This window comes from Pseudomonas sp. YA1 (genome assembly GCF_058680555.1).
This window is the reverse complement of the sequence record NZ_JBZWBG010000002.1, coordinates 144,755-169,844: the sequence shown is the minus strand read 5'-3', so window position 1 is coordinate 169,844 and position 25,090 is coordinate 144,755. Positions and strand designations below refer to the sequence as shown.

The 25,090-nt window shown below is 67.8% G+C and carries 23 protein-coding genes; 12 read left to right on the top strand and 11 right to left on the bottom strand.

The features are described 5' to 3' along the window. Window positions 1–198: 198 nt before the first annotated feature. Window positions 199–1,086, bottom strand: a complete 888-nt coding sequence (locus tag AC4OR5_RS03125) for a LysR family transcriptional regulator (protein ID WP_003092195.1) — start codon at window positions 1,084–1,086, stop codon at window positions 199–201. Between the two features lie 113 nt (window positions 1,087–1,199). Here AC4OR5_RS03125 and AC4OR5_RS03120 point away from each other — a divergent pair, with 113 nt between their 5' ends. From AC4OR5_RS03120 to AC4OR5_RS03095, 6 genes are read left to right on the top strand one after another with little or no spacing between them, the layout of a single operon-like run. Continuing rightward, a complete protein-coding gene (locus AC4OR5_RS03120; RefSeq protein WP_003163282.1) occupies window positions 1,200–2,927 on the top strand; it encodes an acyl-CoA dehydrogenase family protein in 1,728 nt (575 codons plus the stop codon). 38 nt (window positions 2,928–2,965) lie between these two features. Then, entirely contained in the window at window positions 2,966–4,153 is a 1,188-nt protein-coding gene (locus AC4OR5_RS03115; protein ID WP_003109711.1) for a CaiB/BaiF CoA transferase family protein, read from the top strand. Between the two features lie 59 nt (window positions 4,154–4,212). Further along, window positions 4,213–5,010 (top strand): enoyl-CoA hydratase, encoded by a 798-nt coding sequence (locus tag AC4OR5_RS03110; RefSeq protein ID WP_003119366.1) that lies wholly within the window; start codon window positions 4,213–4,215, stop codon window positions 5,008–5,010. After that, window positions 5,007–6,539 carry a 3-hydroxyacyl-CoA dehydrogenase gene (locus AC4OR5_RS03105; protein WP_023436013.1) on the top strand — a complete coding sequence of 511 codons (1,533 nt, stop codon included), beginning with the start codon at window positions 5,007–5,009 and terminating at the stop codon, window positions 6,537–6,539. The genes AC4OR5_RS03110 and AC4OR5_RS03105 overlap by 4 nt, the downstream gene beginning before the upstream one ends. A gap of 22 nt (window positions 6,540–6,561) precedes the next feature. Beyond that, window positions 6,562–7,767: a 3-oxoadipyl-CoA thiolase gene (locus AC4OR5_RS03100; RefSeq protein ID WP_058161227.1), complete on the top strand. Its 1,206-nt coding sequence runs from the start codon at window positions 6,562–6,564 to the stop codon at window positions 7,765–7,767. Window positions 7,768–7,819: 52 nt separating this feature from the next. Beyond that, window positions 7,820–9,070 (top strand): OprD family porin, encoded by a 1,251-nt coding sequence (locus tag AC4OR5_RS03095; RefSeq protein ID WP_058161226.1) that lies wholly within the window; start codon window positions 7,820–7,822, stop codon window positions 9,068–9,070. Window positions 9,071–9,075: 5 nt separating this feature from the next. On the opposite strand, the gene metR is transcribed toward AC4OR5_RS03095, so the two are convergent. Then, the gene (metR, locus tag AC4OR5_RS03090) at window positions 9,076–9,996 is read right to left on the bottom strand and encodes a transcriptional regulator MetR (protein ID WP_003092181.1); all 921 of its coding nucleotides are present in this window, start codon (window positions 9,994–9,996) and stop codon (window positions 9,076–9,078) included. 298 nt (window positions 9,997–10,294) lie between these two features. Here metR and AC4OR5_RS03085 point away from each other — a divergent pair, with 298 nt between their 5' ends. After that, entirely contained in the window at window positions 10,295–11,281 is a 987-nt protein-coding gene (locus tag AC4OR5_RS03085) for an alpha/beta fold hydrolase (RefSeq protein WP_003098462.1), read from the top strand. Window positions 11,282–11,297: 16 nt separating this feature from the next. On the opposite strand, the gene AC4OR5_RS03080 is transcribed toward AC4OR5_RS03085, so the two are convergent. From AC4OR5_RS03080 to glpF, 5 genes are all read right to left on the bottom strand, one after another. Continuing rightward, window positions 11,298–11,627, bottom strand: a complete 330-nt coding sequence (locus AC4OR5_RS03080; RefSeq protein WP_003119370.1) for a GlpM family protein — start codon at window positions 11,625–11,627, stop codon at window positions 11,298–11,300. 132 nt (window positions 11,628–11,759) lie between these two features. Continuing rightward, window positions 11,760–13,298 carry a glycerol-3-phosphate dehydrogenase gene (gene glpD, locus AC4OR5_RS03075; protein ID WP_003109717.1) on the bottom strand — a complete coding sequence of 513 codons (1,539 nt, stop codon included), beginning with the start codon at window positions 13,296–13,298 and terminating at the stop codon, window positions 11,760–11,762. Between the two features lie 277 nt (window positions 13,299–13,575). After that, window positions 13,576–14,331 carry a DeoR/GlpR family transcriptional regulator gene (locus AC4OR5_RS03070; RefSeq protein ID WP_003092173.1) on the bottom strand — a complete coding sequence of 252 codons (756 nt, stop codon included), beginning with the start codon at window positions 14,329–14,331 and terminating at the stop codon, window positions 13,576–13,578. A gap of 205 nt (window positions 14,332–14,536) precedes the next feature. Then, complete coding sequence (glpK, locus tag AC4OR5_RS03065; protein WP_003092168.1) at window positions 14,537–16,054, bottom strand: glycerol kinase GlpK; 1,518 nt, start codon at window positions 16,052–16,054, stop codon at window positions 14,537–14,539. A gap of 39 nt (window positions 16,055–16,093) precedes the next feature. Then, window positions 16,094–16,933, bottom strand: coding sequence for a glycerol uptake facilitator protein GlpF (gene glpF / locus AC4OR5_RS03060; RefSeq protein WP_003092166.1), 840 nt, complete (start codon window positions 16,931–16,933; stop codon window positions 16,094–16,096). 264 nt (window positions 16,934–17,197) lie between these two features. Between glpF and ybaK the strand changes: the two genes are divergently transcribed. From ybaK to AC4OR5_RS03045, 3 genes are all read left to right on the top strand, one after another. Further along, window positions 17,198–17,668: a Cys-tRNA(Pro) deacylase gene (ybaK, locus tag AC4OR5_RS03055; RefSeq protein WP_003092163.1), complete on the top strand. Its 471-nt coding sequence runs from the start codon at window positions 17,198–17,200 to the stop codon at window positions 17,666–17,668. A gap of 63 nt (window positions 17,669–17,731) precedes the next feature. Then, window positions 17,732–19,216, top strand: coding sequence for a glycerol kinase GlpK (glpK, locus tag AC4OR5_RS03050; protein WP_033937536.1), 1,485 nt, complete (start codon window positions 17,732–17,734; stop codon window positions 19,214–19,216). Between the two features lie 195 nt (window positions 19,217–19,411). After that, window positions 19,412–20,197, top strand: a complete 786-nt coding sequence (locus tag AC4OR5_RS03045; RefSeq protein ID WP_058161225.1) for a PhzF family phenazine biosynthesis protein — start codon at window positions 19,412–19,414, stop codon at window positions 20,195–20,197. 1,090 nt (window positions 20,198–21,287) lie between these two features. Here the strand turns inward: AC4OR5_RS03045 and AC4OR5_RS03040 are convergent. Together AC4OR5_RS03040 and AC4OR5_RS03035 are read right to left on the bottom strand one after the other, a co-directional pair. After that, on the bottom strand, window positions 21,288–21,710 hold the full coding sequence (locus AC4OR5_RS03040; RefSeq protein WP_003092157.1) for a hypothetical protein: 423 nt from the start codon (window positions 21,708–21,710) through the stop codon (window positions 21,288–21,290). A 99-nt stretch (window positions 21,711–21,809) separates the two neighbouring features. Continuing rightward, entirely contained in the window at window positions 21,810–22,340 is a 531-nt protein-coding gene (locus tag AC4OR5_RS03035; RefSeq protein ID WP_009313562.1) for a cytochrome b, read from the bottom strand. 182 nt (window positions 22,341–22,522) lie between these two features. On the opposite strand from AC4OR5_RS03035, the gene AC4OR5_RS03030 reads away from it, so the two are divergent. Next, window positions 22,523–22,720, top strand: a complete 198-nt coding sequence (locus AC4OR5_RS03030) for a heavy-metal-associated domain-containing protein (RefSeq protein WP_003092153.1) — start codon at window positions 22,523–22,525, stop codon at window positions 22,718–22,720. On the opposite strand, the gene nalD is transcribed toward AC4OR5_RS03030, so the two are convergent. Next, complete coding sequence (nalD, locus tag AC4OR5_RS03025; RefSeq protein WP_003092152.1) at window positions 22,699–23,337, bottom strand: efflux system transcriptional repressor NalD; 639 nt, start codon at window positions 23,335–23,337, stop codon at window positions 22,699–22,701. The two genes, AC4OR5_RS03030 and nalD, sit on opposite strands and share 22 nt — an antisense overlap. A gap of 365 nt (window positions 23,338–23,702) precedes the next feature. On the opposite strand from nalD, the gene AC4OR5_RS03020 reads away from it, so the two are divergent. After that, window positions 23,703–24,881 carry a multidrug effflux MFS transporter gene (locus AC4OR5_RS03020; RefSeq protein WP_058161224.1) on the top strand — a complete coding sequence of 393 codons (1,179 nt, stop codon included), beginning with the start codon at window positions 23,703–23,705 and terminating at the stop codon, window positions 24,879–24,881. A gap of 7 nt (window positions 24,882–24,888) precedes the next feature. Here AC4OR5_RS03020 and AC4OR5_RS03015 read toward each other — a convergent pair whose 3' ends face one another. Further along, the gene (locus tag AC4OR5_RS03015) at window positions 24,889–25,065 is read right to left on the bottom strand and encodes a hypothetical protein (protein WP_003092147.1); all 177 of its coding nucleotides are present in this window, start codon (window positions 25,063–25,065) and stop codon (window positions 24,889–24,891) included. Window positions 25,066–25,090: the final 25 nt, after the last annotated feature.

Sequence of the window (25,090 nt, the reverse complement as noted above, 5' to 3'; positions counted from 1 at the left end):
TTGTTCTCGCCGACACGCCGCTCCCTACCGCCCTTCGCTGAAAGGCGGGGCGGAAACGCTGGTTTCCGTGGAGGGAGAGCGTGCGTCGGTGTTGACCCGGGTGCCTCGGAGTCTAGGTGGCACCCCCGCAAATCAATAGTCTTTTAATCTTATGGCTCGATAAGGGATTCCATATCGACGTTTTCCGTCAGCCCTCGCTCAGGCGTCGTCCAGGCCGCTCTTCAGCGTCGCCAGGAACGCCTGCGCCGCCCGGGAAGGTTCGCTGGCCGGAAGGATCGCGTGGATCTCCGAACGCGCGCCGGCCGGCTCGATCTCCAGGTAGCGCACCTCGTTCCGCCAGGCCAGGCAGAGGGTTTCCGGGATCAGCGCGACGCCCATGCCGAGACCGACCATGGCGGCGACGGTCTGCCACAGGCGCGCCTCGTGGCGGATGCGCGGGCTGAAGCCGGCGTCCACGCAGCGGGCGATGATCAGGTCGTGGTAGTGCGGGGAGACATGGCGCGGGAAGAGGATGAAGTCTTCGTCGCGCAGTTCGGCGAGGTCCAGACGCGCCTGGCCAGCCAGGCGGTGCCCGGCGGGCAGGCAACAGAGGAACGGGTCGCTGATCAAGGGTTCGGAGACGATTTCCGCCGGCAGCCTGCCCCAGTGCACGAAGCCCAGGTCGATCTGCCCGCGCTGCAACGCCTGGGCCTGCTCCGCGCTGTTCATTTCGCCGAGCACCACCTCCATGTTCGGGTGCTCCCGTTCGAAGCGGGACATGGCCCTGGGCAGGCCGCGGTAGAGCATGGAGTTGACGAAGCCGACGCGCAGTTGGCCGACGTCGCCCTCGGCGGATAGCTGGGTCAGGCGTTTCACCTTCTCTGCCTGCAGCAGCAGGTTGCGCGCTTCCACCAGTAGGACCTGGCCGGCGCCGGTGAGCTTCACCGACTTGTTGTTGCGCAGCAGCAATTGGGTTCCGAGCTGTTCCTCCAGCTTCTTGATGTCGAAGCTCAGCGCCGGCTGGGAGATGAACAGGCGAGCCGCGGCGCGACCGAAATGCAGTTCCTCGGCGACCGCGATGAAGTAGCGAAGCTGTCTGAGATCCATGGCAGGCACCTGGTTCTACGATCTGTTTTTCTTATCGTCGATGATTTTTTTTGTATTGGATGCTTATCGAAGCACTCGCCTAGTCTCGGCGCAAGACAAGCAGGAGCCGCGCCATGACCGCCATGCCCGAAGTACTTCGCGAAGATACGCTGAACATCCCCGACAGCCGTGGGCTGAATCTCTACACCTGCGATCCGGCCCTGGAGCGGCTACTGGAGGTATACCTGCCGCCGGCGTTGCTCGCCGAATGGCGGCCGCTCCTCGAACGGCTCGGCGCCCGTGCCGGCGGCGAGCTGGACGTGCTGGCGCTGGCGGCGGACAAGAACCCGCCGGTGCTGGCGCCGCGCACCCGCCGCGGCGAGGATTTGCAGAGCATTCGCAAGCATCCGGACTACGTCGCCCTCGAACGGGTGGCCTATGCCGAACTCGGCCTGGCTTCCATGAGCCATCGCCCGGACGGCCCGCCGCCGCTGGTGAAGTATGCGCTCACCCACCTGTTCGTACAGGCCGAGTTCGGCCTTTGCTGCCCGGTCAGCATGACCGACTCGCTGACCCGCACCCTGCGCAGGTTCGGCGCGCCGGAACTGGTTGAGCGCTATCTGCCGTCCCTCGCCTCGCGGGATTTCGACGAGCTGTTCCAGGGCGCCATGTTCATGACCGAGCAGGCCGCCGGCTCCGACGTGGCGCGGACCCGTACCGTGGCGCGGGAGCAGGGCGGCGAGTGGAAGCTCTACGGCGACAAGTGGTTCTGCTCCAACCCGGACGCCGACCTGGCGATGGTCCTGGCCCGCCCCGAAGGCGCGCCGGAAGGAATGAAGGGCGTGACCCTGTTCCTGTTGCCGAAGGTCCGCGAGGACGGCACGCGCAACGCCTATCGCATCGTCCGCCTGAAGGACAAGCTGGGCAGCCGCTCCATGGCCAGCGGCGAAGTCCGCCTGGAAGGCGCCAGCGCCTACCTGATCGGCGAGATCGGCCGCGGCTTCCAGCAGATGGCCGACATGGTCAACATGTCGCGCCTGTCCAACGGCGTGCGCGCCGCCGGGCTGATGCGCCGGGCGCTGAGCGAGGCGCTGTTCGTCGCCCGCCATCGGCACGCCTTCGGCAAGCACCTGATCGACATGCCGCTGATGCAGAAGCAGTTGCTGAAGATGATGCTGCCCACCGAACAGGCGCGCTCGATGTTCATGCAGATCGCCACGCTGCTGCCGCGCGCCGATGGCGGCGAGGTCGAGGCGCAGAAATGCGTGCGGATCCTCACTCCGCTGATCAAGTTCCGCGCCTGCCGCGATGCGCGACGGGTCACCGGCGACGCCATGGAGGTGCGCGGCGGGGTCGGCTACATCGAGGAGTGGAGCGACCCGCGCCTGGTGCGCGACGCCCACCTGGGGTCGATCTGGGAGGGTACCAGCAACATCGTGGCGCTGGACGTCGCCCGTGCGGTGAGCCGCGAACAGGCGCTCGAACCCTTGCAGCGCCACCTGCGCCGGCTGCTGGATGACAGCGACCTGCCAGGGGACGCCCGCGACCTCTTCGACGAACTGCTGGTGCGAGTGGTCGCGACCATGGCCGACGTCGCCGAGCGCCGCCAGGATGAACAGGTGCGCCAGGCCGGCAGCGCCCTCTACCACCTGTGCACGGCGATCTTCATGGCCTGGGAAGCCAGCCGCCAGGCACCCGACCAGCGCCGCCTGGCCCTGGCCTTCCTGGTCGCCCGGCACAAGCTGCTGCCGCGCGACCCGCTGCACCTGGAGGGTTGGACCGACCAGGCCGAACTGCTGGCCAGGGTGGTCGGCGAGGTGCCGCTGAGCCAGGCCGAAGCCATGCAATTGCTGCCGGCCTGACTGCCCGCATTCCCGCTCACAACAACCAGAGAGTCGCCATGACCAATCAGACGGGCGCCCTGCGTGGCCTGAAAATCATCGATCTCAGCCGGGTCCTCGGCGGACCCTACTGCTCCCAGGCGCTGGCCGACCACGGCGCCGAGGTGATCAAGCTGGAACCCCTCGGCGGCGACGAGACCCGTGGCTGGGGGCCGCCCTTCGAGGGCGACACGGCGTCCTACTTCAAGGGCGTGAACCGCAACAAGAAGGGCATCGCCGTCGACCTGGCGACGGCGGAGGGCATCGAGCTGCTGCTGCGCTTGCTGGAGGACGCTGACGTACTGCTGGAGAACTTCAAGCCCGGCACCCTGGCGCGCTGGGGGATCGGCTACGAGGAGGTGCTTCGCCAGCGCTTCCCGCGGCTGGTCCACTGCGCGGTATCGGGCTTCGGCGCCGACGGCCCGCTCGGCGGCCTGCCCGGCTACGACGCGGCGATCCAGGCGATGGCCGGACTGATGAGCGTGAACGGCGAGGCCGGCGGCGACGCGTTGCGCATCGGCCTGCCGATCGTCGACATGGTCACCGGGCTGAACGCCATGGCCGGCATCCTCCTCGCCCTCCACGAGCGCCAGGTCAGTGGGCGCGGGCAGTCGGTGGACATCGCCCTGTACGACTGCGGTATTTCCCTGCTGCACCCGCACCTGCCGAACTACTTCGCTTCCGGACGTACGCCCCGGCGTAGCGGCAACGCCCATCCGAACATCGCGCCCTACGACAGCTACCGCACCGGTACCGAGCCGATCTTCCTCGCCGTCGGCAACGACCGCCAGTTCGCCCGCCTGTGCGAGTACCTGGGAGCCGATGAACTGCCGGGGGACCCGCGCTTCGCCGACAACGGCAAGCGCTCGGTCAACCGCGAGGCGCTGAAGCGCGCCCTGGAGGACTACCTGGCGGCCCACGACGGCCGCGAGCTGGCCGAGCGGCTGATCCGTCTCGGCGTGCCCTGCGGAGCCATCGCCACGGTGGATCGGGTGGTGGAACACCCGCACACCCGCCATCGCGGGATGGTCGTCGAACTCGAGGGCTATCGCGGCATCGCCTCGCCGGTGAAGCTTTCGCGCACCCCGGCCAGCTACCGCGCCACGCCGCCGGTACTGGGCGGAGACACCCGGGAAGTCCTGGCGGAACTGGGATTGAGCGCCGAGGCGATCGACGCGCTGGTCCGGCGCGGCATCGTCCGCGCCTGAAACCCCGCACGGCACGGCCTGCGCCGTGCAACTCAATCCCCGAGCAATTGGAGATGGCCATGGATTCCTCCCCTGGGGCGGTGAGCCCCGAACTCGTGCTGCTGGAGCGGCCGGAGCAGGGCGTGGCCCTGTTGCGACTGAACCGCCCGGCAGTACTCAACGCCCTGAACATGCGCCTGCGCGAGGCTCTGGCGGAGCACGTACGGCGCCTCGACGAGTGCGCCGATACCCGGGTCATCGTCCTCACCGGAAATGGCACGGCGTTCGCCGCCGGCGCCGATCTCAACGAACTGGCGGAGGCGTCTGCGCTGGAGATCCAGCAGCGCGGGGTGGAGCGCCACTGGCAGGCGCTCGCCGCCTGCCGCAAGCCGCTGATCGCCGCCGTGGAGGGCCATGCCCTGGGCGGAGGCTGCGAGTTGGCGATGCACTGCGACCTGATCGTCGCCGGTGCCTCGGCGCGCTTCGCCCAGCCGGAAATCCGTGTCGGCGTGATGCCCGGCGCCGGCGGCACCCAGCGCCTGGTGCGAGCGGTGGGCAAGTTCCAGGCGCTGCGCATGCTGTTTACCGGTTGCACGGTACGGGCGCCGGAGGCCCTGGCCATAGGGTTGGTCAGCGAGGTGGCGGCGGATGGCCAGGCATTGGATCGCGCCCTCGAACTGGCTCGCCAGATCGCCGGCCTGCCGCCGCTGGCGCTGGCGCAGATCAAGGAAGTGGTCCTGGCCGGCGCCGACCTGCCGCTGGACCAGGCCCTGGCGCTGGAGCGCAAGGCCTTCCAGTTGCTGTTCGACAGCCACGACCAGAAGGAGGGCATGCGGGCCTTCCTGGAAAAACGCACAGCGGAGTACCTGGGAAAATGAGCGAGCCACCAATCGTTCTCATCGGCATCGTCGGTACCGGCGCCATGGGCCAGGGCATCGCCCGGCTCGCTGCCTGTGCCGGGCTGTCGGTGCTGCTCTACGACAGCCGCCAGGGTGCGGCGCTGCAAGCGCGCGAGCAGATCGCCACGGTCCTTGCCCGGCAGGTGGAGCGAGGCCGGCTGGAGGCGGAGGCTGCCGCGCGCGCGATGGGCAATCTGCGGGTGGTCGAGGACTTGCGGGTCCTAGGCGACTGCCAGTTGGTGATCGAGGCGATCGTCGAGAACCTGGAGGCCAAGCAGGCGTTGTTCCGCCAATTGGAAGAGGTGGTCGGCGACGAAGCGATCCTCGCCAGCAATACCTCCTCGCTGTCGGTTACCGCGATCGCCTCGGCCTGTCGCGATCCCGGCCGGGTCGCCGGTCTGCACTTCTTCAATCCGGTGCCGCTGATGCGTCTGGTGGAGGTGATCGACGGTCTCGCCACCCGCACCGGCATTGCCGAGCGACTGTGCGCCCTGGTGGCGACCTTCGGCCACCAGGCGGTGCGTGCCACGGACAGCCCCGGCTTCATCGTCAACCATGCCGGACGGGCCTTCGGCACCGAGGCGCTGCGTATCCTCGGCGAGGGCGTGGCGCCGGTGGCGGCGATCGACGAAGTCCTGCGCGAGGGCGCCGGCTTTCGCATGGGCCCGTTCGAGCTGTTCGACCTGGTCGGGCTGGACGTCAGCCTGCCGGTGATGGAGTCGATCTACCGGCAGTACTACGAGGAGCCGCGTTATCGTCCGCATCCCTTGCTGCGCCAGATGCTCGCCGCCGGCCGCCTGGGGCGCAAGAGCGGCCAGGGCTTCTACCGCTACGACGGCGCTGGGCAGGTGCCCGTCGTCGCCCCGGCGGTTGCGCCAGGCGCGGTGTTGCCGCCGGTGTGGCTGGGCGTCGACGACGAACATGACCGCGCGCCGTTGCTGACGTTGCTACAACGTCTGGGCGCCGAGGTGGAGAGCGGCGAGCGTCCTTCCGGGGCGGCATTGTGCCTGCTTGCGCCGCTGGGCGCCGACGTCAGCGCCGCAGCGCGGCGGTTCGCCGTCGATCCGACGCGCAGCCTGGCCATCGACGTGTTGTCGGACCTGGAGCGACACCGCTGCCTGATGGCCTGCCCGGCGACCCGACCGGACTTGCAGCAGGCCGCTCGCACCCTGTTCGCTCGGGACGGCGCGAGCGTCACGCTGATCCGTGACAGTGCCGGGTTCATCGTCCAGCGCACTCTCGCCTCGATCGTCAATCTCGCCTGCGACATCGCCCAGCAGGGTATCGCTTCGGTGGAGCACATCGACCTGGCGGTGCGCCTCGGTCTCGGCTATCCGCTGGGGCCGCTGGAGTGGGGTGACCGACTGGGCGCCGGGCGCGTGCTGCGCATCCTCGAACGCCTGCATGCGCTCAGCGGCGACCCGCGCTATCGCCCCAGCCCCTGGCTGCGCCGGCGCGCCCAACTGGGCCTTTCCCTGCGCCAGCCGGACAGCCCGTTGGCCTCCTGATCCCTTCGCGGAGAAAAACACCATGCTCGATGCCTATATCTACGCCGGCCTGCGTACGCCTTTCGGCCGGCATGCCGGCGCACTCTCGACGGTGCGTCCGGACGACCTGGCCGGCCTGCTGCTGGCGCGCCTCGCGGAAACCTCCGGGTTCGCCGTCGACGACCTGGAGGATGTGATCCTCGGTTGCACCAACCAGGCCGGCGAAGACAGCCGCAACCTGGCGCGCAACGCGCTGCTCGCAGCCGGCCTGCCGGCGCGGCTGCCCGGGCAGACGGTCAACCGCTTGTGTGCCAGCGGACTGTCGGCGGTGGCCGACGCGGCGCGCGCGATCAGTTGCGGCGAGGGCCGGCTGTACCTGGCCGGCGGCGCCGAAAGCATGTCCCGGGCGCCGTTCGTCATGGGCAAGGCGGAGAGCGCCTTCAGCCGCACGCTGGAGGTCTTCGACAGCACCATCGGCGCGCGCTTCGCCAACCCCAGGCTGGTCGAGCGCTATGGCAACGACAGCATGCCGGAGACCGGCGACAACGTGGCCCGCGCCTTCGGCATCGCCCGCGAAGACGCCGACCGTTTCGCCGCTTCTTCCCAGGCGCGCTACCAGGCTGCGCTGGAGGAGGGCTTTTTCCTCGGCGAGATCCTTCCGGTGGAGGTGCATGCCGGACGCAAGGGCGAGACGCGGCTGGTGGAGCGCGACGAGCATCCGCGGCCGCAGGCCGACCTGGCGGCCCTGGCGCGCTTGCCGGCGTTGTTCGCCGGCGGGGTAGTGACCGCCGGCAATGCGTCGGGGATCAACGACGGGGCGGCGGTAGTGCTGCTGGGCGACCGCGCGATCGGCGAGCGCGAGGGCATCCGGCCGCTGGCGCGGATCCTCGCCAGCGCCAGCGTCGGCGTCGAGCCCCGGCTGATGGGCATCGGCCCGCAGCAGGCGATCCTCCGCGCGCTGCAACGCGCCGGCATCGACCTGGACGAGGTCGGCCTGATCGAGATCAACGAAGCCTTCGCGCCGCAGGTCCTGGCCTGCCTGAAGCTGCTCGGCCTGGACTACGAGGACCCGCGGGTCAATCCCCATGGCGGCGCCATCGCCCTTGGCCATCCGCTCGGCGCCTCCGGTGCGCGCCTGGTGCTCACCGCCGCCCGCGGGCTGCAACGCATCGAGCGGCGCTACGCGGTGGTCAGCCTGTGCGTCGGGCTCGGCCAGGGCGTGGCGATGGTGATCGAGCGCTGCCGATGAGACACCGTTCCCCCTAGAAAAAGAGGTGCCCAGGCGCCCGTCCGGAGTGCGTATGAACAACAACAAGAAATGCGCGTTTTTCCTGCTGCCGATCCTTGCCGGCGATAGCGTTCCCGCCCTGGCCGAGGGCTTCCTTGAAGACTCGCGGGCCAGCCTGGCCTTGCGCAACTTCTACATGAACCGCGACTTCCGCGATGGCGTGGGGCGTGCGAAAAACGAGGAGTGGGCCCAGGGCTTTCTCTTCGACTACCGCTCGGGCTATACCGAGGGCACCCTCGGCGTGGGTCTCGACCTGCTGGGTAAGCTCGGCGTCCGGCTCGATTCCGGCGCGGGTCGTAGCGGCACCGGCCTGCTTCCGCTTCGCGACGATGGCAGCGCGGCGGGCGACTACGCGCGGCTGGACGCGACCGCCAAGCTGCGCCTGTCGCGCAGCGAGCTGAAGGTCGGCGGCCTGGTGCCGAAGCTACCGACCATCCAGCCCAACTACGGGCGGCTATTCCCCCAGGTGTTCCAGGGCGCGCTGCTGACTTCCGGCGAACTGAGCGGACTGAGCCTGAACCTGGGACGGCTGACCGAGGTCAGCCAGCGCAACGAGGCGGGCACCAGCGACCTGGCGCTGTTCAACCGCAACCGGCGTTTCGCCGGCGCGGCGCAGGCGGACCGTTTCGACCTGGCCGGCCTGGACTACCGTATCGCCCCGGACTGGACCGGCAGCTACCACTATGGCGAACTGGAGCAGGTCTACGCCCAGCATTTCCTCGGTCTCAAGGGGCGCATCGGCGTCGCCGCGGACAGCCTGGAGAGCGACTTGCGCCTGGCGCTCAGCCGGGATACCGGCGGCGCTCGCGGCGGGCGCATCGACAACCGTTCCTTCAGCGGGTTGCTCACCTACCGCCTGCGCAACGGCCAGGCCTTCGGCCTGGGCTACCAGCGGATGAGCGGCGACCACGGTTTCCCCTACCTGGAGGGGACCGATCCGTACCTGGTCAATTTCGGCCAGTACAACGACTTCGCCGAGGCTGGCGAGTCCTCCTGGCAACTGCGCTACGACTGCGACTTCGCGCCGCTCGGGGTGCCTGGCCTGAGCCTGATGACGCGCTATTTCAGCGGCCACGGCGCGAAACCTAAGGGCGCCGACGGCAGTCGCGAGTGGGAACGCGACAGCGACCTGCGCTACGTGTTGCAGGGCGGTCCGCTGAAGGGACTGGGGCTGGTCTGGCGCAACGCTACCTACCGTTCGGCCTTCAGCCGCGACATCGACGAGAACCGCCTGTACCTGACCTATGAGCTGCCGCTGTTCTGAGCCGCTCAGCCCTTGGCGGCGCTGACCCCTTCGAGGGTGGCGAAGGAGGTGTCCTTGGCGGTGAGCAGGAAGTCGCGCATGAATGGCGCATCGAACATGTCCGTGCGGATGGCGGCGAAGAGCGTGCAGTACAGGCCCTTTTCACCGAGGCGCCGGGCCGTCACGTAGCCGCGCGAGCTGTACTCGTGCAGGGCCCAGTTCGGCAGGCAGCAGACGCCGCGACCGGAGGCCACCAGTTGCATCATCATCACGGTCAGCTCGGCTATGCGCACCTGCGCCGGCTCCACGTCGGCGGGGTCGAGGAAGCGGGTGAAGACGTCGAGACGGTCGCGTTCCACCGGATAGGTGATCAGGGTTTCCCGCTCCAGGTCCTCCGGGACGACGTACGGTCGACCAGCCAGGGCATGCTGGTTGGCCACCGCCAGCAGCGCTTCGTAGGTGAACAGCGGCACGTAGGTGATGCCGGGCAACTCGACCGGGTCGGCGGTCACCACCAGGTCGAGGTCGCCGCGGGCCAGGGCCGGCAGCGGCGCGAAGGAGAAGCCCGAGGCCAGGTCCAGTTCGACTTCCGGCCAGGCGTCGCGGAACTGGTCGATGGTCGGCATCAGCCACTGGAAGCAACTGTGGCATTCGATGGCCATGTGCAGGCGCCCGGCGGTACCGCCGGCGAGCCGTGCCAGGTCGCGCTCGGCGGTGCGCAGCTGGGGCAGCAGCGAGTCGGCCAGTTGCAGCAGGCGCAGCCCGGCGCTGGTGAAGCGTACCGGCTTGGTCTTGCGCACGAACAACTGCATGCCCAGGCGCTCTTCCAGTTCCTTGAACTGGTGCGACAGCGCCGACTGGGTAAGGTGCAGGCGCTCGGCGGCTTCCACCAGGCTGTCGGCTTCGCGCAGCGCGTGCAGGGTCTTGAGGTGGCGAAGTTCGAGCATGGCGGCCTCTGTATGAGCAAAACTTGATAGCGGTGCGGATTCGTTGAGTTTGTCTCATACGCCAGGGGCTGTCGACAAGCGATGGCCTCGATCCCGCAGAGCGCGCGATCGTGGAGCGACGGGGAGAATAGCCCGGCACACGGGACGGCGGCCCGGAGCAGCGGCGCAACGCCGCAGAGCCACAACGCCACGACCGCCTGGCGGCATTCATCAAACTGTCACGCTACTGTGGCAGCGCGCTGGACGAAATTTAATCAGAATCGCGTTCCACTGGGGTTTTGCGTTCTGGGTTTTCTTCATGCGTGCTTTCATCTTCCTGGCCGCCTTGTTGTGCAGCCTCTCCTCCTTTGCGGCGGCGCGTTGCGACGCACGCGTACCTACCGAGACGGTCGAACTGGGCGACGTGCGCCTGGCCTACCAGAGCATCGGCCGCGACAGCGATCCGGCCCTGCTGCTGGTGATGGGCCTGGGCGGGCAACTGATCCACTGGCCGGACGAGGTGGTCAGCGCCCTGTGCGAGCAAGGCTTCCGGGTGATCCGCTACGACAACCGTGACGTCGGCCTGTCGGCCTGGAACGTGCCGGTGCCCAGCTCGCGGCTGACCTACGAAGTGGTGCGTTATCGCCTCGGCCTGCCGGTCAGCGCGCCCTATACCCTCACCGACATGGCCGGCGATGCCCTGCATCTGCTCGACGCGCTGGATATCCCCCAGGCCCATGTGCTCGGCGCCAGCATGGGCGGGATGATCGCCCAGCATATCGCCGACATGGCGCCGCAGCGCCTGCTCAGCCTGACCCTGGTGATGACCAGCTCCGGCGCCGAAGGCCTGCCGGCGCCCAGCGAGTCGCTGCTGCGCCTGCTGGCGCGGCGCGAGGCGGCCAGCCGCGAGCAGGCGGTCGAGCAGCAGGCCGACCTGCTGGCGGCGCTGGGCAGCCCGGAAGTGCGCGACGATCGCCAGCAACTTCTGTTGCAGGCCGCACGTTCCTACGACCGCGCGTTCAACCCGGAAGGCGTGCAGCGGCAATTGCTGGCGATCCTCGCCGAACCCAGCCGGGTGCCGCTGCTGAACCGTCTGCAGGTGCCGACCCTGGTGATCCATGGCACCGCCGATCCGCTGCTGCCTGTGATGCACGGCGTGCACGTGGCGGCGCATATCCGTGGCTCGGAGCTGAAGCTGATCCCCGGTCTCGCCCATCGCTTCCAGGAAGCCTTCAAGGAGCCGTTGCTGGCGGCGGTGGTGCCTTACCTGAAGGCGCATCGGCAGGCCAGCGTCGTCCAGCTCTGAAGCCGCGCTCGCGGTCTCAGGCGTGCAGGCGTACCCAGAGGCCCACCAGCACGCTTGCCGCCACCAGCCAGGCCAGCGCCGCCAGGGCCAGCGAGGTCTCCAGGCGGAAGCGCTCGACCAGCAGGTAGAGCGCGGCGAGATAGACGAAGTAGGGGATGATCGACCACATGCCGAAGACGATGGTGGTCTTCAGGTCGTCCAGCGAACGGCCCTTGCCGACGATGTAGTGGGCAATCAGGGCGAAGGTGGGAAACAGCGGCACCAGGCCGGCGATGTAGTAGTTGCGGGTCTTCGACAGGACGGCGAGGAGCACGACCACGGCGGCGCCGATCAGCGCCTTGAACATCAGGTCCACGGGATTCTCGACTGCGGCGGCGCCACCGGCTTGGTGGCGTCGCGCATTATGCCCGGATCGTCCCGTACCCTTCCATAACGAACGAGGCCCGCAAAAGCGGGCCTCGACGTTTCTGGCTGGCGATCAGGCCGCATGCACCCGCGGGCGATGCGGATGCTCGCTCTGCAGGTACTGGCCGAGGCGCACCTGCTGGCTCGGCGAGAGGAACAGGCCGAGCTTGCTGCGGCGCCAGAGGATGTCCTCGGCGTCCTGGGCCCACTCGTGCTTGCACAGGTAGTCCACTTCGCGGGCATACAGGCCGCCGCCCAGGTGCTCGCCGAGATCGGCTTCGCCATTGACCCCGTCCAGCAGGCGCCACACCCGGGTGCCGTAGGTGCGCGCCCAGCGCAGCGCCAGTTCGCGGTCGAGCCAGGCGTAGCGGTTGGCCAGTTGCTCGGTGAGCGCCTCGACGCTCTGCATCTGCTCGCCGCCCGGCAGCGGTGCCTTGGCGGTCCAGGCCGGGCCGAGATTGGCGAAGAACGGCTGGAGCTGCGCCAGCGCCGATTCGGCCAGCTTGCGGTAGGTGGTCAGCTTGCCGCCGAACACCGAGAGCAGCGGCGGCTCGCCGTTGCCGGCGGAGAGCGACAGGGTGTAGTCGCGGGTGATCGCCGAAGGCTCGTCGGACTCGTCGTCGCACAGCGGACGCACGCCGGCGAAGCTGTGCAGGATGTCGGCGGCCGCAAGCTGCTGCTTGAAATGGGCGTTCACCACTTGCAGCAGGTAGGCGGTTTCCTCTTCGCTGATCGCCACCTTGGCCGGGTCGCCCTGGTACTCGCGATCGGTGGTGCCGATCATGGTGAAACGGTCCAGATAGGGGATGGCGAAGACGATGCGGCGGTCTTCGTTCTGCAGGATGTAGGCGTGCTCGCCTTCGTACAGCTTCGGCACGATGATGTGGCTGCCCTGGATCAGGCGGATACCGTAGGGCGACTTCTGTTTCAGGTCGTCCTGGATGAAGCGCGCTACCCAGGGGCCGGCGGCGTTCACCAGGGCGCGGGCGCGGATCGAATACAGGCTGCCGTCGCTGCGCTCCAGGTGCAGGTGCCAGAGTCCCTTGCTGCGACGGGCGCTGACGCAGCGGGTGCGGGTATGGACGTGGGCGCCGTGCTCGCGGGCGGAGATCGCGTTGAGCACCACCAGGCGCGCATCGTCCACCGCGCAGTCGGAGTACTCGAAGCCACGGCGGATCTCGGCCTTCAGCGGGCTGCTGCCGGTGAAGCGCAAGCCGCGCGAGGCGGGCAGCTTCTCGCGCTTGCCGAGGTGATCGTAGAGGAACAGGCCGGCGCGGATCATCCAGGCCGGGCGCAGGTGCGGACGGTGCGGCAGGACGAAGCGCAGTGGCTTGACGATGTGTGGCGCCTTGGCCAGCAGGACCTCGCGCTCGGCCAGGGCTTCGCGGACCAGGCGGAATTCGTAGTGTTCGAGGTAGCGCAGGCCGCCGTGGATCAGCTTGCTGCTGGCCGAGGAAGTGTGCTGGGCCAGGTCGTGCTGTTCGCAAAGGAACACGGACAGGCCGCGCCCGGCTGCGTCGGCGGCGATCCCTACACCGTTGATGCCACCGCCGACCACGGCGACATCGTAGACTTCGGCGAGTGGAGCGGAGGGGGTGTGCGCTTGACTCATGTGAAAGGCCCTGAAGTCGAAAGTGAACGTAGTTTTGTTCGAATTCGAAAATAGCTTAGTCGATTGCGCAGTTATTGACCAGCCCGATTCACCAGGCTTTTTCAATTTCGAAGGGTTGCCCGGGCGCTACCGGTTTGCCCGTCCGCGCGGGAACCGCCCCTCTTCCGCATGCGGGAAAGCGGCCGCCGAGGATCGCGGCGCATGGACGGGGGCGGCAGGTGGTTTTTCTGAAACGAACATTCACGGCGCCGAACGGCGCCGTGGCAGGGGAAATGCCTCAGACCAGGTCCAGGTGAACCTTGTGCTGTGCCATCAGGCGGGCGATGGCGGCGGGCGGCGGGCTGTCGCTGATGACCCGGTTGACCAGCGAGATCGGTCCCAGGCGGACCACCGCGTTGCGCCCGAACTTGCTCGAGTCGGCGGCCAGGAACACTTGCCGCGCGTTGTCGATGATCGCCTGGGATACGCGCACTTCCTGGTAGTCGAAGTCGAGCAGGCTGCCATCCTCGTCGATGCCGCTGATGCCGACCAGGGCGAAGTCGACGCGGAACTGCTGGATGAAGTCCACCGCGGCCTGGCCGACGATGCCGCCGTCGCTGCGTACGGTGCCGCCGGCGACCAGCACTTCGAAGTCTTCCTTGGCGCTGAGGGTGGCGGCCACGTGCAGGTTGTTGGTGATGATCTTCAGGTTACGGTGGTTGAGCAGGGCGCGGGCGATGGCCTCGGTGGTGGTGCCGATGTTGATGAATAGCGAGGCGTTGTCCGGCACCAGGCTGGCCACGGCTTCGGCGATGCGCTGCTTCTCGTCGCGCATCTGGTCGGCGCGCATGGTGTAAGCGGTGTTCTCGATGCTCGAATCGTAGGCCGCACCACCGTGGTAGCGGCGCAGCAGTCCCTGTTCGGCGAGCTGGTTGATGTCGCGGCGGATGGTCTGCGGGGTGACCGCGAACATCTGCGCCATCTCCTCGATGCTCAGGTAACCGCGCTCGCGGACCTCCTCGATGATGCTTTGCTGTCGGGGGGGCAGGTTCATGGGTTGTTCTCGTGCTGCCGGGCCGGGACCCTGGAAAGTCGCCAAGAATGCCGCACGCGGGGGGCCGTTGTCAGCCGTGCATGAGTCGTAGAGCGCGCCGCGGCGGCACCCGGCCGCCGCGCGCAAACGTTACCCAGGGCATGCCAGAGCGGCGCCGGGGAACACGCCATTCGCCGCATCGCGGCGGACGAATGGCGCCAGCTCGTCACAGTTCGCCGTCGTCCCAGCCGCGAGTGCGCTCCACCGCTTTCTTCCAGCCGGCATAGAGCTTTTCGCGCCGGGGCTCGTCGCACTCCGGCTCGAACACCCGCTCGATCACCGCCTTGCTCTTCAGCTCGTCGAGGCTGCTCCAGAAGCCGCAGGCCAGGCCGGCCAGGTAGGCGGCGCCGAGGGCGGTGGTCTCGCGCATCACCGGGCGCTCCACGCGGGTACCGAGGATGTCGGCCTGGAACTGCATGAGGAAGTTGTTGGCCACCGCCCCGCCGTCGACGCGCAGGGCGCGCAGGCGTTCGCCGGCATCGCGCTGCATGGCGTCGAGCACGTCGCGGGTCTGATAGGCGATGGATTCCAGGGTGGCACGGATCAGGTGGTCGGCCTTGACTCCACGGGTCAGGCCGAACACTGCGCCGCGCGCATAGGGGTCCCAATAGGGCGCGCCGAGTCCGGTGAAGGCCGGCACCAGGTAGACGCCGTTGCTGTCCTTGACCTTGGTGGCGAAGTATTCGGAATCGAAGGAGTCGTTGATCACCTTCAGTTCGTCGCGCAACCACTGCACCGTGGAGCCGCCGTTGAACACCGCGCCCTCCAGGGCGTAGCCGACCTCGCCGCGCGGGCCGCAGGCGATGGTGGTGAGCAGGCCATGGGTGGACTTCACCGCCTTGTCGCCGGTGTGCATCAGCAGGAAGCAGCCGGTGCCGTAGGTGTTCTTCGCCTGGCCCGGTTCCACGCACATCTGGCCGAACAGGGCGGCCTGCTGGTCGCCGGCGATCCCGGCGATCGGCAGCTCGCCGCCGCCGACCCCGCCGATCCGGGCGTTGCCGTAGACCTCCGAAGAGTTGCGCACCTCGGGCAGCATCGAGCGGGGAATGTCGAGCACCTCGAGCATCCGCGCGTCCCAGTCGAGGCTGTGGATGTTGAACAGCATGGTCCGCGAGGCATTGGTGTAGTCGGTGACGTGGACCTTGCCTTCGGTGAGCTTCCAGATCAGCCAGGTGTCGATGGTGCCGAACAACAGGTCGCCGTTGCGCGCGCGTTCGCGGGCGCCTTCGACGTTGTCGAGGATCCACTTCAGCTTGGTCCCGGAGAAGTACGGGTCGGTGACCAGCCCGGTGGTTTCGCGGATGTAGTCTTCCAGCCCGTCGCGCTTGAGCTGCGCGCATATCGCCGCGCTGCGCCGGCACTGCCAGACGATGGCGTTGTGGATCGGCCGACCGCTGTGACGGTCCCAGACCACCGTGGTCTCGCGCTGGTTGGTGATACCGATGGCGGCCACCTGGTCGTGCTCGATGCTGGCCTGGGCGAGGGCCTCGACCAGGGTCGAACTCTGCGTGGCCCAGATTTCCATCGGGTCGTGCTCGACCCAGCCGGCCTGCGGATAGAACTGGGCGAACTCGCGCTGGGCCTGGCTGACCACGTTGGCATCGCGGTCGAAGACGATGGCGCGGGAGCTGGTGGTGCCCTGGTCCAGGGCGACGACATATTTCTTGTTGTGCTTGTCGGTCATGGCTGTGGCCTTGTGGCTATGGCAGGAAAGAGCGGGCGGTCAGGAAGCGCGAACCTTCTCCGGCTCGGCTTCGGCGGGCGCCGCGGCGCTCGGCAGATGGCGCGCGATCAGTACACGATAGCCGCCGGCGCCGAGGCAGGCACCGAGGATCGGGGCGAAGATCGGCACCAGGAAGTAGGGAATCTCGCGGCCGCCGGTGAAGGCGATGGGCCCCCAGCCGGCCAGGTAGGTCATCAGCTTGGGGCCGAAGTCGCGCGCCGGGTTCATCGCGAAACCGGTCAGCGGGCCCATGGCGCTGCCGATCACGGCGATCAGCAGGCCGATCAGCAGCGGCGCCAACGGACCGCGCGGCAGGCCGTTGCCGTCGTCGGTAAGAGCCATGATCACCGCCATGAGGATGGCGGTGATCACCACTTCGACGAGGAACGCCTGGCCGACCGACAGCGCCGGGTGCGGATAGGTGGAGAACACCGAGGCCAGGGCCAGGCTGTCCTGGCTGCCGCGGACGATGTTCTGCGCCTGTTCGAACTCGATGAACAGGCTGCTGTAGAGGGTGTAGACCAGCGCTGCGGCGCAGAACGCACCGGCCACCTGGGCGGTGATGTAGAACGGCAGCTTGCGCCCCTCGAAGCCGGCGAACAGCCACAGCGCGATGCTCACCGCCGGGTTCAGGTGGGCGCCGGAGACGCCGGCGCTGAGGTAGATCGCCATGCTCACGCCGACCCCCCAGATGATGCTGATTTCCCACAGGCCGAAGCTGGCGCCGGCGACCTTCAGGGCCGCGACGCAACCGGTGCCGAAGAAGATGAGGAGGGCGGTGCCGAGGAACTCGGCCAGGCATTGGCCGAACAGGGACGGGGTCGGGGCGGCGGTGGTCATGGGGCCTCTCTTGTCTGTTCTTGTAATTATGGCGGGCAGCCGTGAAAATTGTTCAGTTTCGAAAAAATATATTCACAAAGGAATGCTGTCAAAGCGCGAAGATGAACGTTTGTCCGAAAAACGACCCTCCGGTTTCGTTTTCGCGGCCAATCGAATATCGCTACCGAGGCACGCGGGCCGCGGCATCGGCGCCCGTGCAGCAGGGGCGGCGATGGCTTAAGGTAGGCGCCGGTTTTCAGCCAACGTTCTTCTCCGGGAGTGACCATGACCCCTGCCATCGACCTGCTGAAAAAGGCCCGCGCCGAGCACAAGGTGCTCAGCTACAGCCACGACCCCAAGGCACCTTCCTATGGCCTGGAGGCCGCGGAAAAGCTCGGCCTGGACCCGCAGCGGGTGTTCAAGACGCTGCTCGCCGCCACGGAGAAGGGCGAGCTGCTGGTGGCGGTGGTGCCGGTGATCGGCAGTCTCGACCTGAAGGCCCTGGCCCATGCGGCGGGGGCGAAGAAGGCCGACATGGCCGATCCGCAGGCGGCGCAGCGGGCCACCGGCTACCTGGTGGGCGGGATCAGCCCGCTGGGGCAGAAGAAGCGCCTGCGTACCTTCATCGATGAAAGCGCGCGGCAGTACCCGAGCATCCATGTCAGCGCAGGACGGCGCGGGCTGGAAGTGGAGCTGGCGGCCGAGGTGCTGGCCCAGCTGACCCAGGGTTCGTTCGCCGCCATCGGCCGCGAATGAGCCGCTAATCCCGCCGGCCTAGCGGTCGGCATTCGTCTTACTTTTCAATCTGTCAGGTTTTCCATGTCCCACTATCTCCTCGCCATCGACCAGGGCACCACCAGCTCCCGCGCCATCGTGTTCAGTGCCCAGGGCTTGCCGGTGACGAGCTGCCAGCAGGAATTCAAGCAGTACTTCCCGAAGGACGGCTGGGTGGAGCACGACGGCGAGGAAATCTGGCTGACCACCCTCCAGGTCTGTCGCGACGCGCTCGCCCGCAAGGGCTTGCGCGCGGCCGACATCGCCGCCATCGGCATCACCAACCAGCGCGAGACCACGCTGGTCTGGGACGCCGCCAGCGGCGACCTGATCCACCCGGCCATCGTCTGGCAGGACCGTCGTACCGCCGACTACTGTGCCGAACTCAAGGCCGCCGGCCACGAGGCGAACGTCAGCGCGCGCACCGGGCTGCTGATCGATCCGTATTTCTCCGCCACCAAGCTGCGCTGGATCCTCGACAACGTGCCCGGCGCCCGCCAGCGCGCCGAACGCGGCGAGCTGCGCTTCGGCACCGTCGACTGCTTCCTGCTCTGGCGCCTGACCGGCGGCCGCTCCCATCGCACCGACGCGACCAACGCTTCGCGCACCCTGCTGTTCAACATCCACAGCCAGGACTGGGACGAGGAATTGCTGGCGCTGTTCGAGATCCCGCGCAGCCTGCTGCCGGAGGTGCTCGACTGCGCGGCGGAGTTCGGCGTCAGCGAGCCGTCGCTGCTTGGCGCGGCGATCCCGGTGCTGGGCATGGCCGGCGACCAGCAGGCCGCGCTGATCGGCCAGGCCTGCTTCCAGCCGGGCATGGTGAAGAGCACCTACGGCACCGGCTGCTTCATGATCCAGAACACCGGCGAGCAGCCGGTGACCTCGAAGAACCGCCTGCTTACCACGGTCGGCTACCGCCTGGACGGCAAGGTCAGCTATGCGGTGGAGGGCAGCATCTTCGTCGCCGGCGCCGCAGTGCAATGGCTGCGCGACGGCATCAAGCTGATCGACCACGCCCACGAGAGCGAAGCCCTGGCGATCCAGGCCGGCGACTCCAACGGCGTTTACCTGGTGCCGGCCTTCACCGGCCTCGGCGCGCCCTACTGGGACCCGAAGGCGCGCGGCGCGATCTTCGGCCTGACCCGCGACACCGGAATCAAGGAGATCGTCACCGCCGGGCTGCAATCGGTCTGCTACCAGACCCGCGACCTGCTCGAAGCGATGCGCCAGGACGGCACGCCGCCCAGCGCGCTGCGGGTGGACGGCGGGATGGTGGTGAACAACTGGGTGATGCAATTCCTCACCGACATCCTTGGTGTCACCGTGGAGCGCCCGGAAGTCACCGAGACCACCGCCCTCGGCGTGGCCTACATGGCCGGGCTGAAGGCCGGCTTCTATCGCGACCTGGACGACATCGCCAGCCACTGGCACCTGCAGCGCCGCTTCGCCGCACACATGGCCGAGGAGCGCCGTGGCGAACTCTACGCCGGCTGGCAGAACGCGGTGCGACGGGTGCGCAGCGAGGCCTGAGCGGCGTTTCGCGGAAAAAGGCGGCGTTTTTGCCGGCGGCTTCACCACGCCGGCAGGTCGCCGCAAACGCCCGCTCGGGCAATGGGTCGAAGGCAGGGCGAAGTCCCACTGTTACGATCGGAAAAGATCGCACTGTATCGCCCATCCCGGAGCCTGCGGCGGCATGCTGTGGCGATCGTTCCCAGGAGGTCTGCCATGCAGCTCGAGTTCCACCAGGTCGACGCGTTTTCTTCCCGCCCGTTCAGCGGCAATCCCGCCGTGGTCTATCGCCTCGACGCCTGGCTGGCGGACGAGCTGATGCAGATGATCGCGACCGAGCACAACCTCTCCGAGACCGCCTTCGTCGTTCGTGAAGGAGAGACCTGGCGGATCCGCTGGTTCACCCCGAGCGTCGAGGTGGCGCTCTGCGGCCACGCCACACTGGCTGCGGCCCACGTACTGTTCGAGGTCTACGACGAGCCGGGCGAGCGCCTGGAATTCATCTCGCGCTCCGGTGCGCTGCGGGTCAACCGCGAGGACGAGCGGCTGGTACTGGATTTCCCCGCGCAGTATCCGAGCGAGGTCGGTAGCACCGTCGAGCTGGAGCAGGCCCTGGGCCTGCCGCCGGTGGACGTGCTGGGCTCCACCGACAAGCTGCTGGTGCTGCTCGAGTCCGAAGAGGCGGTGCGCGCCTGTCGCCCCGACTTCGCGGCCCTGGCGCGGCTGCCCTGGCGTGGAGTGATCGTCACCGCGCGGGGCCTGCAGAAGGATTTCGTCTCGCGCTTCTTCGCCCCGGCGATGGGCGTCGACGAAGACCCGGTCACCGGCTCCGCACATTGCAGCCTGATTCCCTACTGGGCCCAGCGCTTGAACAAACTGTCGCTGACCGCCCAGCAGTGCTCGGCGCGCGGCGGCGAGCTGTGGTGCCGGTTGGAGGGCGAGCGGGTGAGTATCGCCGGGCATGCGGTGCTGGTGGCGAGCGGAAGGATTCGATTGGGCTGAGGGGCGCTTCAGGAGGGGGATGCCTCGTGCATGCCAGACCTCCACATACCGAAGCCCTGATCCGTAGGGTGAATAACCGCTTGCGGTTATCCGCCCTACGGATCGGGTTCCTGGCATGCACGAAGTGAGGTTTGCCCTCCAAGTGGTGGGGCGGCAAACCCGCCCCGTCAGGAGGCCGAGCGGAATCGTTGCGGAGGGGGACGAGTGGCAGGATGCCGCGAGAGCCGCCTCGGTCCACGAAGGACCGTGGCGGCGTGCCGCCGGGAGCAACGATGCAGCGAGGGCACCCCAGCCGAGAAGCGGCTGGGGCCGGATGCCGGGGCGAGTCTTTTGGTTCCTTTTGGACGCTTGCAAAAGGAACTCGCCTGGGAAGGCGAAACAAGAGGCCAAGGCAGGCACAGAAAACAGCTTGACCACCAAACATGACGCCCGCTCAAGCGCTAAGCAACGGCGTCCCCCATCACTGCCGTGTAGCTAAGAAATCGCGAGCGATATAGTCCCGTAGGGCGAATACCGCCACAGGCGGTATCCGCAGATGCCCCGGAGAGCCGGCGGATAACCGCAAGCGGTCATTCGCCCTACGGATCGGGCTCCTGGCATGCCCTCCGAGTGGCAGGGCGAGTCTTTTGGACGCTTGCAGAAGGAACTCGCCTGGAAAGGCGAAACAAGAGGCCAAGGCAAGCACGACAAGCAGCTTGAGCAGCAAACATGAAGCCCGCTCGAACGTCCCGTAGGGCGAATACCGCCACAGGCGGTATCCGCAGATGCCCCGGAGAGCCGGCGGATAACCGCAAGCGGTTATTCGCCCTACGGATCGGGCTCCTGGCTTGCCCTCCGAGTGGTGGGCGAGTCTTTTGGACGCTTGCAGAAGGAACTCGCCTGGAAAGGCGAAACAAGAGGCCAAGGCAAGCACGACGCCCGCTCAAGCGCTAAGCAACAGCTTCCCCCCTTAGTGCCGTGCAGGTAGCGACGGGAGCTGGGGGCCAGTCACGCATTCACGGCCCGCCAGGCAGTCCCCGTGCACCCGGTGCCGAAACGCCACCTTCGTGCCCTGAGTCATGGCGAATGCCCCACGGCAAGTCGCTACCCCTCAGTACCCATCCGCCACCGGCGCCAGGTAGAGCCCGCCCGCACCAAGGGCAATGCGCAGGTTGCGGATCTCCCCGGCGCGCAGGGTCAGGGTCTGTCCGGCGAGGATGGTCATGCCGTTCCGGCAGGCGTCGCCAGGACCGTTCGGCGCAAGACGCACGTCCACCGCGCCGGGTTGCAGGTTCAGGGCCAGGCTGGCGCCCGGTTGCAGGTTGCCGACCAGTTCGTCGTGGACGTACAGGCCGACATCGCAGGCAGTGCCGGACTCGACCCGCTCGCGGGAAACGTTCAGCACCGCATAGCCGATCGGCGCCGGGTCGGGTTGCGCCCAGCCGCCGCTGGCCGGTTGCGGGTCCGCGGCGAGCGCCGGGAGGGCGCAGGCCAGGGCAGCGGTATGGAGCAGCGGGCGAAGGATGGGGAACATGGCGGGCCTCGGCGGCGGGGGGCGTAGGGAAAAGCTTGGCCGAAGCCGGGGTCCGGGACAAGTCGGGACGGGCATCCGCGTGCCCGTCCGTCGCTGGGGTCAGGCGCCGCGTTGCGGCAGCATGGCGCGCAGTACGTCGTCCTTCTGCACGCGGTGGTGCCAGATGGCCGCGGCGGCGTGGCCGAGGATCAGCGCGAAAAGCAGGTACTGGACGGTGACGTGGGTGCCGCCGGCGAACGCCTTGAAGGCTTCCGGCAGGTCGAGCGGGCCGATCTGCACCAGCCAGAACAGGTCCAGCGGACGCTTGCCGGCGAGCATGCCGGAGAGCGGCATGACGATCAGCACCGCGTACAGCAGGAAATGCCCGGCCTTGGCGGCCGCGCGCTGCCAGTCCGGGTTCCCCTCCAAGGTATCCGGGACACCCTGGACGCGGCGCAGCGCCAGGCGTGTCAGGGTCAGCAGGAGTACCGCCACCCCCAGCGACTTGTGCAGGGTGAAGACGTTGCCCTTGCCGCCGAGCAGGCCGGCGAAGAAGTCGGCGCCGTAGGGCAGGGCGATGATCAGCAGGACCGCGACGGCGCTGAGCCAGTGCAGGGCGATCTGTGACGGGGAATAGCGGCGGATGGACATGGTTCTACCTCGTGAAGAACAAGGTGAACATGTTAACCATGTGCTTTGTAGGGTTTAAGCCTCTTTACTCCGCCTTTACCCGTTCTTGACGCTTTGTCGGTTACCGGATATTTCGAGGATTGACCTTGACACCATGTCAAGGTCGAAAATCGCCCCATCGATGACCAACAGGAGGCAATACCATGCAAGTCTTCAAGGTTCAGGGCATGACCTGCGGCCACTGCGTACGGGCGATCACCCATGCGGTGCAGGCGAAGGATTCGGCGGCGGACGTCCAGGTGGATCTTGGCGCCGGCGAAGTCCGGGTCGCCAGCCGGCTCGACAGCACCCAGGTACTCGAGGCGATCCGCGAGGAGGGCTACGGCGCCGAGCTGGCCTGACCCCAGTCGCGCACCAGGCCACGGAACATCGGCTCCAGCAGGTGTTCCGCGTCCGTATCCGGATCGAACAGGCGCGGATCGCGCAACCAGTCGTTGAACAGGCCCAGGATCAGCGCGTGCAAGGCGCGCGAGGCGATCCTCGGGGTCATGCCCGGATGCAGCCGCACACGGCATTCGTCGCGGGCGAACAACTGCTCGCAGAGTTCGATGAACATCTGCACGAAGGCGTTGTTGCGTTCCTGCGCCTCGCGCAGTTCCTCGGTGAATTCGCAACGTTGCATCAGGATGGTCAGGATGCGGCGCTTCTTCTCCTGCGTCAGCAGCGATTGCACGGCCTCCAGGCAGAGGTCGTAGAGCGAGCGCAGCGGGTCGCTGCCATCGCAGCCGGACAGGCGCTCGGTGAGTTGCTCCGGCGGCAGGCGTACCTGGTTGAGCATCTCGTTGAACAAGTGGGCCTTGTTCTGGAAGTGCCAGTAGACGGCGCCACGGGTCACCCCGGCGGCCCTGGCGATCTGTTCCAGGCTGGTATGGGACACGCCCTTTTCCAGGAACAGTTCCTCGGCGGCCAGGAGGATGGCCGTACGGGTTTTTTCAGAATCTTCCTTTGTGCGTCGCATGCTGTGCTGGGTAGTCGAATCGGTCTCGGCAACGGGGCGGGGAGTGTACCGATTTTAGCCGCGCTCGGGCGGACTCGAAGTATTTCGACACCACCTTTGTCTAATGCTGCTCATTCATGAGCCGTGGATTCCGCGGATCCACGGTCTCCGGCCATGATCGGCGGGTGTCTTCGGTGTTATGCTGCGCACTGCTTTTTCGGCGACTCCCCGGCTGTCCGTAGCATCTTCCCGCCAGTACCGGCCTTCAGGCCTGGAGCCGCCCGCCCTCACAGACGATTCAATGATAGGCGTCGTCGTCCCGCTTGCCGGGAGCCGCGCAGGGAAGTGCCTTGCCTGCCGCCGACGCGCCCCGTGCCGAGCGATCCATGAACCTGCGCATCCTGCTGATACTGGGAGCCCTGAGCGCCTTCGGGCCACTGGCCATCGACTTCTACCTGCCGAGCTTCCCGACCCTGGCCAAGGCCTTCGCCACCGACGTCGAGCACGTCCAGCTGAGCCTGGCCGCCTACTTCGCCGGCCTGTCCATCGGCCAGTTGCTCTACGGCCCGGTGGCCGATCGCTATGGCCGGCGCCTGCCGCTGCTGGTGGGGGTGAGTATCTTCACCCTGGCCTCGGCCGCCTGCGCCCTGGCGCCGAGCCTGGAGTGGCTGATCGTCGCGCGCTTCGTCCAGGCTCTCGGCGGCTGCGCCGGGATGGTCATCTCGCGGGCAGTGGTGCGCGACCTGTGCGATCCGATCGGCGCCGCCAAGGCGTTTTCCCAGTTGATGCTGGTGATGGGCCTGGCGCCGATCCTCGCCCCCGTGGCCGGCGGCCTGCTGCTGGACTGGCAGGGCTGGCAGTCGATCTTCGTCTGCCTGACCCTGTTCGCCGCCCTGGCCGGCCTCGGCGTGGCGTTGTGGCTGCCGGAAACCATCCCGGCCGACGGCGAGCGACCGCCGCTGTCCGGCGCGCTGGGGCAGTACCGGCGGCTGTTCGCTGACCGCCTGTTCCTCGCCTATGGCCTTTCCGGCGGGGTGGCGATGGCCGGGATGTTCGCCTACATCGCCGGTTCGCCCTACGTGTTCATCCAGCTCTACGGGATTCCCGCCGAGCACTATGGCTGGCTGTTCGGCAGCAATGCCGCGGGCTTCATCGTCATGGCGCAGGTCAACGCGCGGCTGCTGCGCTATCGCGGGCCAGCGTTCTGGCTGCGGCGGATCATCTGGGGCTACCTGGCGTGCGGCCTGGCCCTGCTGGGCATCGCCTCGCTGCAACCGGCCACGCTGTGGCCGCTGCTGGTTCCGCTGTTCGGATGCGTGGCCAGCCTCGGCTGCATCATTCCCAACGCTTCCGCCTGCGCCATGGCCGGACAGGGACAGCACGCCGGCAGCGCCTCGGCGCTGATGGGCAGCCTGCAGTTCAGCGTGGCGGCGGGCGCTTCGGCGCTGGTCGGCGTGCTCCACGACGGCACGGCGATCCCCATGACTCTGGTGATCGCCGTCTGCGGTGCGGTCGCGACCCTGCTCGCCTGGCAGACCGGGCGCCTGGAGCGCCAGGCCGCCTGAGCGCGGATCAGGCCGTTCGCTGCTTCAGTTCGGGCAGCATATGGGGCGCGCGCAGGCGCGCCTCGAGGCGGTCGACGAAACGCCGGGCCTCGCTTTCGCTACGGAAGTTGACGGCCTGCTGGTCGAGGCAGACCTGCCAGCATTGGCCTTTCGGGGTTTGCGACGGGCGGACGAGGATGTTCATGGCGATTCATCCATCGGGGCTGGAA

Coding starts and splice junctions, on each gene's coding strand:
- AC4OR5_RS03040 (WP_003092157.1), bottom strand. CDS start 21,710: ATGTTCCCCATCCTTCGCCCGCTGCTCCATACCGCTGCCCTGGCCTGC.
- AC4OR5_RS03015 (WP_003092147.1), bottom strand. CDS start 25,065: ATGAACATCCTCGTCCGCCCGTCGCAAACCCCGAAAGGCCAATGCTGG.
- nalD (WP_003092152.1), bottom strand. CDS start 23,337: ATGCGACGCACAAAGGAAGATTCTGAAAAAACCCGTACGGCCATCCTC.
- AC4OR5_RS03120 (WP_003163282.1), top strand. CDS start 1,200: ATGACCGCCATGCCCGAAGTACTTCGCGAAGATACGCTGAACATCCCC.
- metR (WP_003092181.1), bottom strand. CDS start 9,996: ATGCTCGAACTTCGCCACCTCAAGACCCTGCACGCGCTGCGCGAAGCC.
- AC4OR5_RS03105 (WP_023436013.1), top strand. CDS start 5,007: ATGAGCGAGCCACCAATCGTTCTCATCGGCATCGTCGGTACCGGCGCC.
- AC4OR5_RS03080 (WP_003119370.1), bottom strand. CDS start 11,627: ATGTTCAAGGCGCTGATCGGCGCCGCCGTGGTCGTGCTCCTCGCCGTC.
- AC4OR5_RS03035 (WP_009313562.1), bottom strand. CDS start 22,340: ATGTCCATCCGCCGCTATTCCCCGTCACAGATCGCCCTGCACTGGCTC.
- AC4OR5_RS03085 (WP_003098462.1), top strand. CDS start 10,295: ATGCGTGCTTTCATCTTCCTGGCCGCCTTGTTGTGCAGCCTCTCCTCC.
- AC4OR5_RS03070 (WP_003092173.1), bottom strand. CDS start 14,331: ATGAACCTGCCCCCCCGACAGCAAAGCATCATCGAGGAGGTCCGCGAG.
- AC4OR5_RS03125 (WP_003092195.1), bottom strand. CDS start 1,086: ATGGATCTCAGACAGCTTCGCTACTTCATCGCGGTCGCCGAGGAACTG.
- AC4OR5_RS03095 (WP_058161226.1), top strand. CDS start 7,820: ATGAACAACAACAAGAAATGCGCGTTTTTCCTGCTGCCGATCCTTGCC.
- glpD (WP_003109717.1), bottom strand. CDS start 13,298: ATGAGTCAAGCGCACACCCCCTCCGCTCCACTCGCCGAAGTCTACGAT.
- glpF (WP_003092166.1), bottom strand. CDS start 16,933: ATGACCACCGCCGCCCCGACCCCGTCCCTGTTCGGCCAATGCCTGGCC.
- ybaK (WP_003092163.1), top strand. CDS start 17,198: ATGACCCCTGCCATCGACCTGCTGAAAAAGGCCCGCGCCGAGCACAAG.
- glpK (WP_003092168.1), bottom strand. CDS start 16,054: ATGACCGACAAGCACAACAAGAAATATGTCGTCGCCCTGGACCAGGGC.
- glpK (WP_033937536.1), top strand. CDS start 17,732: ATGTCCCACTATCTCCTCGCCATCGACCAGGGCACCACCAGCTCCCGC.
- AC4OR5_RS03045 (WP_058161225.1), top strand. CDS start 19,412: ATGCAGCTCGAGTTCCACCAGGTCGACGCGTTTTCTTCCCGCCCGTTC.
- AC4OR5_RS03110 (WP_003119366.1), top strand. CDS start 4,213: ATGGATTCCTCCCCTGGGGCGGTGAGCCCCGAACTCGTGCTGCTGGAG.
- AC4OR5_RS03030 (WP_003092153.1), top strand. CDS start 22,523: ATGCAAGTCTTCAAGGTTCAGGGCATGACCTGCGGCCACTGCGTACGG.
- AC4OR5_RS03115 (WP_003109711.1), top strand. CDS start 2,966: ATGACCAATCAGACGGGCGCCCTGCGTGGCCTGAAAATCATCGATCTC.
- AC4OR5_RS03020 (WP_058161224.1), top strand. CDS start 23,703: ATGAACCTGCGCATCCTGCTGATACTGGGAGCCCTGAGCGCCTTCGGG.
- AC4OR5_RS03100 (WP_058161227.1), top strand. CDS start 6,562: ATGCTCGATGCCTATATCTACGCCGGCCTGCGTACGCCTTTCGGCCGG.